The organism is Fructilactobacillus sp. YLN 2507, from assembly GCF_059614085.1.
This window is the reverse complement of sequence record NZ_CM184303.1, coordinates 1,448,614-1,460,167: the sequence shown is the minus strand read 5'-3', so window position 1 is coordinate 1,460,167 and position 11,554 is coordinate 1,448,614. Positions and strand designations below refer to the sequence as shown.

The window sequence follows — 11,554 nt, the reverse complement described above, 5'->3', positions numbered from 1 at the left end:
GCTGAAACTCAAATAATTTATAATCCGTCGGATTATAGGTTAAGTTAATAAGGGCGCATGGTGAATGCCTTGGTACTAGGAGCCGATGAAGGACGCAACTAACTGCGATAAGCTTCGGGGAGCTGTACGTAAGCTTTGATCCGGAGATTTCCGAATGAGGAAACTCGACCAGTGTTATGACTGGTCACTGCATAGTGAATACATAGCTATGCAGAGGCAGACGTGGGGAACTGAAACATCTAAGTACCCACAGGAATATAAAGAAATTTCGATTCCCTAAGTAGCGGCGAGCGAACGGGGAATAGCCCAAACCGAACCCTTGTGGTTCGGGGTTGTAGGACTGAACATTTGAGTTACAAAAGTATTTGATAGTTGAAGTAGTTGGGAAGCTACACCAAAGAGAGTGATAGTCTCGTAAACGAAATCAAATACCCTCAGTTCAGGATCCTGAGTACGGCGACACACGTGAAACGTCGTCGGAATCTGGGAGGACCATCTCCCAAGGCTAAATACTCCCTAGTGACCGATAGTGAACCAGTACCGTGAGGGAAAGGTGAAAAGCACCCCGGAAGGGGAGTGAAATAGTTCCTGAAACCATGTGCCTACAAGCAGTCAGAGCCCGTTAATGGGTGATGGCGTGCCTCTTGTAGAATGAACCGGCGAGTTACAGTTGCATGCAAGGTTAAGCCGAAAAAGCGGAGCCGTAGCGAAAGCGAGTCTTAATAGGGCGCCATAGTATGTTGCCGTAGACCCGAAACCAGGTGATCTACCCATGTCCAGGATGAAAGTGCGGTAATACGCACCGGAGGTCCGAACCCGTGTACGTTGAAAAGTGCTGGGATGAGGTGTGGGTAGCGGTGAAATTCCAAACGAACTTGGAGATAGCTGGTTCTCTCCGAAATAGCTTTAGGGCTAGCCTCGGAATTAGAATCATGGAGGTAGAGCCACTGTTTGAGCAAGGGGTCCATCTAGGATTACTGAGTTCAGATAAACTCCGAATACCATTGATTTATGTCCGGGAGTCAGACGATGAGTGATAAGATCCATCGTCGAAAGGGGAACAGCCCAGACCGCCAGTTAAGGTCCCTAAATATATGCTAAGTGGAAAAGGAAGTGGAGTTGCATAGACAACTAGGATGTTGGCTCAGAAGCAGCCACCATTTAAAGAGTGCGTAATAGCTCACTAGTCGAGTGATTCTGCGCCGAAAATTTACCGGGGCTAAGCATATTACCGAGACTGCGGACGCAACTACGTTGCGTGATAGGAGAGCGTTCTAAGGGCAATGAAGGTAGACCGTAAGGACTGCTGGAGCGCTTAGAAGTGAGAATGCCGGTATGAGTAGCGAAAGATCAGTGAGAATCTGATCCACCGAATGACTAAGGTTTCCTGGGGAAGGCTCGTCCACCCAGGGTTAGTCGGGACCTAAGCCGAGGCTGAGAAGCGTAGGCGATGGATAACAGGTTGAGATTCCTGTACTAGTTAATTATGTTTGAACGATGGAGGGACGCAGTAGGCTAAGATTAGCACACGAATGGAAAGGTGTGTTTAAATCGTAAGTCAGTTTAAGAGTTAAATGCTTTTAAGCGAGTTGACAAGCGATGATGAGGATCGAAATTTAAGTAGAGAAGGATCTGACGTCACACTGCCGAGAAAAGCTTCTAGTTAGTAATTAATTACCCGTACCGCAAACCGACACAGGTAGTCGAGGAGAGTATCCTCAGGTGAGCGAGAGAACTATCGTTAAGGAACTCGGCAAAATGACCCCGTAACTTCGGAAGAAGGGGTGCTGGCCTCACGGCCAGCCGCAGTGAAAAGACTCAAACGACTGTTTATCAAAAACACAGGTTTATGCAAAATCGTAAGATGAAGTATATGGGCTGACGCCTGCCCGGTGCTGGAAGGTTAAGTGGAAGTGTTAGCTTCGGCAAAGCACCGAAATGAAGCCCCAGTAAACGGCGGCCGTAACTATAACGGTCCTAAGGTAGCGAAATTCCTTGTCGGGTAAGTTCCGACCCGCACGAAAGGCGTAACGATTTGAGTACTGTCTCAACGATAGACTCGGTGAAATTAAGATACCTGTGAAGAAGCAGGTTACCCGCGACAGGACGGAAAGACCCCATGGAGCTTTACTGTAGCTTGATATTGGGTGTTTACATAACTTGTACAGGATAGGTAGGAGCCATAGAAGCCGGGACGCTAGTCTCGGTGGAGGCGTCAGTGGGATACTACCCTTGTTATGTGAACACTCTAACCCTGCGCACTGATCGTGCGCGGAGACAGTGTCTGGTTGGCAGTTTGACTGGGGCGGTCGCCTCCTAAATAGTAACGGAGGCGCTCAAAGGTTTGCTTAGAATGGTTGGAAATCATTCCAAAAGTGTAAAGGCAAAAGCAAGCTTGACTGCGAGACATACAGGTCGAGCAGGGACGAAAGTCGGACTTAGTGATCCGGTGGTACCAAATGGAAGGGCCATCGCTCAACGGATAAAAGCTACCCTGGGGATAACAGGCTTATCTCCCCCAAGAGTTCACATCGACGGGGAGGTTTGGCACCTCGATGTCGGCTCATCGCATCCTGGGGCTGTAGTTGGTCCCAAGGGTTGGGCTGTTCGCCCATTAAAGCGGTACGCGAGCTGGGTTCAGAACGTCGTGAGACAGTTCGGTCCCTATCCGTCGCGGGCGCAGGAAATTTGAGAGGAGCTGTCCCTAGTACGAGAGGACCGGGATGGACATACCGCTGGTGTATCAGTTGCGCCGCCAGGCGCATTGCTGAGTAGCTATGTATGGATGAGATAAACGCTGAAAGCATCTAAGTGTGAAACTCGCCTCAAGATGAGATTTCCCATTCCTATATGGAAGTAAGACTCCTGAAAGATGATCAGGTAGATAGGTTAGAAGTGGAAGCGTAGTGATACGTGAAGCGGACTAATACTAATCAGTCGAGGACTTAACCAAGTAGAATGAAGATTCAATGGAAGTTAATCGGAAGAAAATAATATTGTCTAGTTTTGAGAGAACGAAGTTCTCACAAAAAAGTAGTGTGGTGGCGATAGCCTGAAGGATACACCTGTTCCCATGCCGAACACAGAAGTTAAGCTTCAGCACGCCAAAAGTAGTTGGGGGATCGCCCCCTGCGAGGATAGGACGTTGCCACGCAAATGAAAAAGACTTTAGCATATGCTAAGGTCTTTTTTTGTTGATAATAAAATAATTTTTTTCATCTGAAATATGAAGTATAATAACAAAAATAATTACTAATCAAGTACAATTAAGTCAGATATTAAAAATAAAGATTGTGTTAATTGTTTAGCTTAAAATATTAAAAGCTTAATTTATAAGGAGAAATAAATGCCAAAGAAAATTGCAGTTGTTGGGGCAGGAGTTGGTGGATTAACTACGGCAATTCAACTTCAAAATCAAGGATATGATGTTACAATTTATGAAAAAAATAGCCAGGTTGGCGGGAAGATGAATCAACTGGAAATTGATGGATTTAAATTTGATATGGGTCCTACAATCGTGATGATGCCTGATATTTATCGTAAGCCTTTTATTGATACGGGTGTTAATCCCGATGATTATTTTACAATGCAACGAGTTGACCCGTTTATGAAAGTTCAAATTGATAATCAGGATTATGAAATTTCAAGTGATTTAGTAAAGCTAACTCAACTATTTGAAAGCAGCAGTGATGCTGATATGCTAGGTTTTTTGAATTACTTATCTGATATTTATCGAAAATATTTAAATGCTAAGGATAATTTCATTTACCAAAGTTTTCGATCTCCACGTGATTTTTTCAACTTAAAAACGTTAATTAATGCAATTAAGTTGAAAACCTTTTCTTCCTCTTATCATGATATGCAAAAATTTATTCCGAACCAATACTTACAATACTTGTTATCATTTCAAACCCTATATATTGGGATTTCACCATTTAGTGGACCTTCAATTTATAATATTATTCCGATGATTGAATTACTTTATGGGGTTTGGTTCATTAAAGGTGGAATGTACCAGTATGCTAAGGCATTGAAGCGTAGATTTGAAGAGCTTGGCGGTACAATTCGATATCATAGTGAAGTGAATCAGATTATTATTAGTGGTCGAAAAGTAACTGGACTGCAAGTCGATGATGAACTAATTCCAGTAGACGCTGCCATAGTTAATGCAGATTATCCTTATGCAGTTGAAAGTTTATTAAGTTCTCAAGCACAAAAGCTAGAGAAAAAAACTCCAGAAAAAATTAATAAAATGGATTATTCGATGTCATGTTTGTTGGTTTACTTAGGGGTTGAAGCTCAATATCAACAACTTGATTTGCATACGATTAAAATGGCAACTGATTTTAAAGAGAATGTTCAAGAAATTGAAACTGGTATTTTACCACCAGATCCGTCTTATTATATTTATAATCCTAGTAAATTGGATGATACTTTTGCACCTGCTGGGGCATCTTCTTTATATATTTTAGTGCCAGTTGGTAATTTAAAGACTAGTAAGTTAATCGAACAAGAATATGATGATTATGCCAATCAAGTAATTGATAAAGCACAACGAGAGTTTGCTTTAACTGATTTACAAGCCAAAACGGTTGTAAAGCGAATTTTTACGCCTAACCAATTTAATTCATTATATAATAGTAAATTTGGAACTGCATTTGGTTTAAAACCAACCTTGTTGCAGAGTAATTACTTCCGTCCACACAATAAAGCACGTAAAATTTCTGGATTATACTTTGCAGGGGCTAGTTCTCACCCGGGAGCTGGAGTACCAATTGTGATTACAAGTGGTGAATTAGCTGCTAAGGAAGTAGAAAGAGATCTTTCAAATGAATAAAGAAAAGATGATGACATCAAAATTAACGCAGATGGAGTCTAGTGAAGCTGTTATAAAAGAGTACTCATCAACTTTTTACTATGCTTTTTCCAAGTTACCACGTTATCAATCTTTGAGTATTTTTGTGATTTACGATTTTTTACGTAAATTAGATGATGCTGCTGATTCAAAAGATGCTACCAAGTTTTTAGAACTCAAAAAGATTTGGGAAAGTGTAAAAAGTCAGCAACCAGCAACTCAATTAGGTAAGAATTTGCAAATAATTTTTGAGGTTTTCCAGATTCCTATGGCTTTGATGGATGAGATGATTGTTGGTCAGGAAGAAGATTTAAAACAAGTTGTTATTAGAACCCAATCTGATTTAAAAAATTATTGCTTTAGAGTTGCTGGAACTGTCGGGTTAATGATTATTCCAATTTTAACAAATAAAGAGTTGACTGATTTTGATAAAACTCAAATTGTAAACGTAGGAATAGCTTTACAATTAACTAATATTATTCGTGATGTTAAGGAAGACTGGGAAAAAGGATATCTTTATTTACCAAAATCATTGCTAAATCGATTTGAAGTGACTGATGCAGATTTAAATAATAATCGGATTTCCGATAATTTACGTAAATTATTAGCAGATTTAAGTAGTGAAGCTTTTAGGCTCTATAATTCCAAAGCTAAAGTTCTTCAATTATTAGAACAACGACGAGCCAAAGTTGCATTACGATTGGCGATTGATGGATATGAATCTATTTTAAAAAAAATTAGACGGGAAAATTATGATGTTTTAAAGGGACGCCAGTCAACTGGTAAATTAACCAAAAGTTGGCTTTATTTTCAGATTCGATTACGTTATTTGTGGATAAAGTAGTTTAACCCGTTATTAACTTATAACAATGTTAAAATTGAAGGTAAGTTAAATAAATCACAAGGGAGATTACGACATTGACTACAATTTTAAAAAATGATTTTTTAAAGGTTGAAATTGATCAATTGGGTGCCGAAATTAAATCAATTAAAAGTATTGACAACGATATTGAATATCTTTGGCAGGGAAATCCTGAATTTTGGAAGAGACAAGCACCAATTTTATTTCCAATTGTTGGTAAATTGAAAAATGATAGTTATTGTTACAATGGAAAAGTTTATCATATGACACAACATGGATTTGCACGCGATAAGAATTTTAAAGTAATTGCTGCAACTAATAATCAGGTAGAACTAAGTTTAACTTCTGATGAACAAACCAAGGAAATTTATCCGTTTGATTTTACTTTAAATGTTACTTATCAACTAGTTAAAAATAATATTGAAGTTGCGATTAAAATTACTAATGATGGAAAAAATGAGATGTACTTTTCAATTGGAGCACATCCTGGATTTAATATTCCCCTGATACCCAAACAAGAAAGTTTTGAAGATTATTACGTTGTGGCTGCTCCGCGCCGTAAGTTTGATTTAATGAAAATTAATGCGGATGGGTTGAGTAGTAAATCTAATAATATTCCACTAGATAGCCCGGTTCAGCTTTCTCATGCTTTATTTAAGCATGATGCTAAAATTTTTGACATTGGAGAAAATCAAACTAGTATGGTGATGCTTCAATCTGATAAAGCTGAACACGGAGTTTCAATTCTGGCTGATCATTGTCAGTACATTGGATTTTGGTCAATCAAAGATGCTGATTTTGTTTGTCTGGAACCATGGTGGGGTATTGCTGATACTAAAGATACTAATGGAATTTTGAAAGATAAAAAGGGAATTATTAAACTAGAGCGGCAGCAGGATTTGAACGTTAATTTTTCAATTGGAATTTTTTAAAAATTAATAGCTTAAGTAAAAAAGACTAAATTTTACAAAATTTAGTCTTTTTTACTTAAATTTAATTGTGGGAGCAGTTTGCAGTAATTTTATTGCTGACCAGTTGATGGTAACTCCAATTCCTGGGCATTGTGGAACTTTGATTAATCCATGTTGTACTTCAATAGGATTGTTAACGAAATCTTGTTCAAAATAATGGTCACTTGCTGAAATGTCTGCTGGAATCTGATTATGTGCTAGGCAAGCTGCTAATGCTAAATCAACAGAGCGGCCTAATCCAGAGGTTAGCATTCCCCCAATCCATGGAACTTTCCCTGCCTGTTTAATTAAATTAATTGCGTTTAAAGCAACAGAAATACCACCTAATTTCCCCTGTTTAATAGTAAAAGCATTGGCACTATTAAGGGTTAAGGCCTGTTTAACCGAATTTAGATCAATTAAACTCTCATCTAAGCTAATTAATAAATGTTTGAAATTACGTTGTAACTTGGCATATTCGGCTAGGGTTGCTTGGTTTAGGGGTTCTTCAATTAACGTTAAACCATGATGTTCTAATTTTTGTAAGGCCGTAATGGTAGCTAAATTATTAGCCCATGCTTGGTTGGCGTCAATTGTGATAATGATTTTTGGGGCAAGTGCTTTTCCTAAGTCAACCATAATTAAAGCATCTTTGTAATCATCGGTTTTTAACTTTATTTTTTGATATCCTTGTTTGACGGCAGTAGTAAACGGAATGATTGTTTGCTGAGGGGTATCCTGCATCCCAATTACCGTCCCAACTGGGATGGATTTTGGCTTTGCAATTGTTCCCCCGATTAGTTGAGTTAATGATTGATTAGAAGTTTTTCCGTAGGCATCCCATAATGCCATTTCTATACTTGCTCGTGCAAATGAGGTTAGTTGGTTAAGTTGTTTAGTTAGATCAGTTGGCTGATGAAAGTTATGTCCAATTAATTTAGGAAGAACCTGATTTAAAGCGGTAAGGGCTAATTTTTGTGTTTGTGGGGCATAATTATTATCTGAGAAAGCCTGAATTTCACCGTAACCTTTTATTCCAGAAGTAAGTTGGAGTTCAACTAGGGTAAGGGGACGTTGTAAAGTGGTTCCGTGATTGGTCACGAACGGATGCTTTAATTTTAAGGTAAGAGGAAATAAATTAATTTGCTTAATTTTCATATTGGGTTTCCTGATTTAATAAATTAGTGAATAGTTGTGGCTTTTCAAAGTGAACATTGTGTCCAGCCTCGACAATTGAAAAATGCTGGGCATTTGGTAACAAAGCTTTCATCTTTTGATTTAATTTGGTAAATTTGAAATCTTTTTCACCGGTAATTAATGTTGTTTGAATTTCAAGTTGCTGAAGTTGATTCCACCAACTGGGCATCGTACCTGTTCCAAAATAACGTAATGAATTAGCCATATTAGTTGCGTTGTGGCTTACACGTTGGTGATGCATAAATTGACGTTGTTTTTTACTAGTTTGTTGTTGAGAAGCAAATAAGGGCAACTTTTCCCAATGTTTGACGAAAGCAGACAATCCTAGTTGTTCGATTTGATTTGCCTGCTTTTGATCAGCGATTTGTCGCTCTTGGCGTTCGGTCAAATTATTAATTCCGGCTGTACCACTTTCTAAATATAAATGCTTAACTAATTGCGGATACTGAAAGGCAAAGGAAAGGGCTAGTCGGGCGCCCATTGAATAACCCACTAAATTTATTGAAGTTAGGTTTAGTTTCGCAAATAAACTTTTTAATTCTTGAACTTGGTGGTTCGTGGTGAAGTTAACTGCTGGTAGGTTTTGATCACTTTTCGCAAATCCATAAGCAGTAAGGTAAATTTTTGTTCCACGTGGAACAATCTTTGTGAAATCAGCCTGACTGCCCAAAAATCCATGTAAAAAGACCCAAGTTGGTTGACCATGGCCGACAATCTTAATTTGATAATCATAACCATTAATTTTCATGAGTAAGTCGTTCCTTCAATTCATGTAATCGTTGTTGATGAATCACTACGTTGTTTGCTCTCGTAGTTTTAATTTCGACAATTCTTAAACCGTGCCAAGGTTTTAAAACCAATTGGCGTAAGTCCGTAATCTTTTGTATCTTATGATACTCAGCATCATAAAGTTGAGCCACTTTGTCAATTGCTAAATGCTGAGGAGTTCCAAACATCTTTTCAAAGTAAGGAGCATTTGCTTGTGGTAAAAAGGAAAAAATTCCACCACCATCATTGTTGTTTACGATAATGGTTAAATCAACTTGAGTTTGTTTAGCTAATAGTAAGCCATTCATGTCATGATAAAATGCTAAATCTCCAATGACTAGCCACGTTGGATTTCTGTTTAATCCCATGCCAACGGCAGTCGAAATTGTACCGTCAATTCCATTGGCACCCCGATTGGCCATTACTGTAATTGGATGACTGGGATTGAAATATTGATCAAAGTCGCGAACGGTCATGGAGTTTGCTAAAAACAATTGATTAGATTGGGGCAAATTTGTTAATTCATCGGCAATACTGAGAGCAGTTAAATGTTGCTGGTTAAAACCAGTTAGTTCCGGTTTAAGTGGTTTCCAGATTTTTGTCCAATATGATTGCTGGCCCTGTAAATTACTGTTTAATAATTGGCGCACAAATTGTTTCTCATCAACGGCATAACTAGTTTGAGCCGAGCGGGTGTGATCTTTTCCTAAATAATTCATCCCAATTTGAATGATTTGTATGTGATTTTCTTTTAACCATGGCAATAATCTGGCTGAAATGGGAGTTCCACCAAAGCGAAGCACTACGTCAGGTAACATTTCGCTAGTTGCTGCTTGGGCTGCTAAAATTGTGTCCATTCCGGTGATTGTGTGAGAAGTTCCGCGCAATTGACTAAGTACATCAGCAATAATGGGTGCATTAATTTTTTGAGCTAAGTTTTCAAATTCGGTTTGTGACCATGATTGATCAGTGGGGCCAACAATGATCATAATCTTTTGGTGCATTAATTTTTGAATTAGTTCATTTAAAATAGCTGAGTTTAATTGAACATCAAGATTACCAAAGCTCTGTACAGAAACTTTGGGCCATGCTTGATTTAATTCGGGAAGAAGTGGTTTGCGAAGTGGTAAATTAATGTGAATTGGACCAATTGGAGCAGTTTGACTTAAATGCACTAGTTGCTGAACTTCATAATCAATATATTCAGTGACATCAGTATGACTTTCTTGCACATTTAGACAGGTGGTTGCTTTAACTTGGTCACGATATAAATTTGATTGATTAATGGTCTGAGGAGCACCAATGTTTTGCAATTCTTGTGGTCGATCAGTTGTTACTACAATTAAAGGAACGTGATAGCTTTGTGCTTCGGCAATGGCTGGTAAGTAATTAGCGGTAGCAGTTCCAGAAGTAGCAATTAGGGCCACTGGGTGACGTGATATTTTGGCAATCCCTAGTCCTAAGAAGGCAGCGGAACGTTCGTCAACAGCCATCGTAAATTCGGCATGTTGCTCAGCTAAGAGTAAAGCTAAAGGTGTGTTTCGTGACCCAGGAGAAATGACAAAATGCTCAACACCTTGAGCCTGTAAGGCTAAAATTAAATGTTTAAGATTATTAGTTAGGGTTTCATTCATGAGTTTGCTCCTTGATTAGGTCTTTCATGACCGACATTTTTAATTCGATTTCGTGTGCTTCTTGGTTTAAGTTTGATTCTGCTAAAATTCCTGCACCTGCAAAAAGCTTTATAGTCTGCTGTTTTTCCCAAAGGGATCGGATTCCAATTACAAACTCGCCATCCCCATTTGGTAAAATATAACCAATTGGGGCGGCAAAAAGGCCACGAGGATTAGTTTCGGTAGATTGAATTTGTTCAATAGCCCAATCTAACGGAATCCCCCCTAAAGCAGGGGTTGGATGTAATGCTTCAACTAATTGCAATAAATTAGCGTGGCTTTTTAAAGTTCCAGTAATTGGGGTATAGAGATGTTGGACTTGAGGCGTTTTTAAAATTTGTGGGGATTCGTTGTAGTCTAAATTAGCTAGCGAAACAATTTTGTTAGTAATTTCATTGACTACCAATTGGTGTTCATGTAAATTTTTTTGATCATGCTGCAAGGTGTCAGCTAACTTTTGATCAATTTTTGCACTAGATCCGCGAGCGATGGTCCCCGCTACTGCTGCTGTATTGATGTTCATTTGGTTTAATTGGATAAGACGCTCTGGAGTGGCTGAGACAAATGCTTCGTCATGATTTTTGATTATCATATGGTAAGAATTTGGCTGATATTTATTCAATGAAACAATTAATTTACCTAAATCTAACGGATGATCTAAAGTGATAATTTGCTGCATACCCAAGACGACTTTTTGTTTTTTTTGATTATTAAGCATTTCTTGAAGTGGATTTTTGGTTCTAGAGATCCAATTTTCTTCATTAAATATAGAAATTATTTTATTGGGTTGAAAAATTTGAGATTGCTTATCAAATGGCGGAAGTTCGCCCCAATGTTTCTCGGTTTGTGTATCAATTACGTATTGCGGTGCCAAAAAGTATCCATTCATTAGGTTACTATTTAAGAGCTGTTTATCAAATGGAATTCCGCCAAAAATTGGCGTATTTTGGTTAGATTGCCATTTTTGGATTTCACTAATTGAGTTAGAACTTTTTTCAGTTTTTTTCCCAAAACCAAAGTAGCAATGCTGATGGTCGGCAGAAGAGAAATAAACGGCATGCTGGTATTGATTGAATTTTTCAATTAAATTTTTTTGCTTCATGATTTCATGCTTTCTAATAAAAATTTTTAGTTTTTCATCTTTGATTATACGTGTTAATTATTACAAAACGGCTACTTGTACGCCCTTAATTAATTTTTTTGAAAATAAATTAAACTTTTTTGCACAAAACCCTTGACCTTTCCTGAC

The 11,554-nt window shown here is 38.3% G+C and carries 7 protein-coding genes and 2 rRNA genes; 5 read left to right on the top strand and 4 right to left on the bottom strand.

Annotation, left to right across the window (positions count from 1 at the left end; all coding sequences use genetic code 11):
- Positions 1–37: 37 nt before the first annotated feature.
- The 5 genes from AC0GLY_RS07345 to AC0GLY_RS07325 all read left to right on the top strand — a co-directional run bounded on the left by AC0GLY_RS07345 (position 38) and on the right by AC0GLY_RS07325 (position 6,649).
- Positions 38–2,953, top strand: a 23S ribosomal RNA gene (locus AC0GLY_RS07345).
- A gap of 84 nt (positions 2,954–3,037) precedes the next feature.
- Positions 3,038–3,154: ribosomal RNA gene (gene rrf / locus AC0GLY_RS07340) — 5S ribosomal RNA — on the top strand.
- 192 nt (positions 3,155–3,346) lie between these two features.
- Positions 3,347–4,837: a phytoene desaturase family protein gene (locus tag AC0GLY_RS07335; protein WP_496611511.1), complete on the top strand. Its 1,491-nt coding sequence runs from the start codon at positions 3,347–3,349 to the stop codon at positions 4,835–4,837.
- Positions 4,830–5,699, top strand: coding sequence for a phytoene/squalene synthase family protein (locus AC0GLY_RS07330; protein WP_496611510.1), 870 nt, complete (start codon positions 4,830–4,832; stop codon positions 5,697–5,699). The genes AC0GLY_RS07335 and AC0GLY_RS07330 overlap by 8 nt, the downstream gene beginning before the upstream one ends.
- A 74-nt stretch (positions 5,700–5,773) precedes the next feature.
- Positions 5,774–6,649: an aldose 1-epimerase family protein gene (locus tag AC0GLY_RS07325; protein WP_496611509.1), complete on the top strand. Its 876-nt coding sequence runs from the start codon at positions 5,774–5,776 to the stop codon at positions 6,647–6,649.
- Positions 6,650–6,700: 51 nt separating this feature from the next.
- Here the strand turns inward: AC0GLY_RS07325 and menC are convergent, their stop codons facing one another.
- Genes menC through AC0GLY_RS07305 form a run of 4 tightly spaced genes read right to left on the bottom strand, consistent with a single transcriptional unit; the run spans position 6,701 to position 11,407 of the window.
- Positions 6,701–7,825: an o-succinylbenzoate synthase gene (menC, locus tag AC0GLY_RS07320; protein ID WP_496611508.1), complete on the bottom strand. Its 1,125-nt coding sequence runs from the start codon at positions 7,823–7,825 to the stop codon at positions 6,701–6,703.
- The gene (gene menH, locus AC0GLY_RS07315; protein ID WP_496611507.1) at positions 7,815–8,612 is read right to left on the bottom strand and encodes a 2-succinyl-6-hydroxy-2,4-cyclohexadiene-1-carboxylate synthase; all 798 of its coding nucleotides are present in this window, start codon (positions 8,610–8,612) and stop codon (positions 7,815–7,817) included. Before menH ends, menC begins: the two co-directional genes overlap by 11 nt.
- Positions 8,602–10,266 carry a 2-succinyl-5-enolpyruvyl-6-hydroxy-3-cyclohexene-1-carboxylic-acid synthase gene (gene menD, locus AC0GLY_RS07310; RefSeq protein ID WP_496611506.1) on the bottom strand — a complete coding sequence of 555 codons (1,665 nt, stop codon included), beginning with the start codon at positions 10,264–10,266 and terminating at the stop codon, positions 8,602–8,604. The genes menH and menD overlap by 11 nt, the downstream gene beginning before the upstream one ends.
- Positions 10,259–11,407 (bottom strand): isochorismate synthase, encoded by a 1,149-nt coding sequence (locus AC0GLY_RS07305; RefSeq protein WP_496611505.1) that lies wholly within the window; start codon positions 11,405–11,407, stop codon positions 10,259–10,261. The genes menD and AC0GLY_RS07305 overlap by 8 nt, the downstream gene beginning before the upstream one ends.
- Positions 11,408–11,554 lie beyond the last annotated feature (147 nt).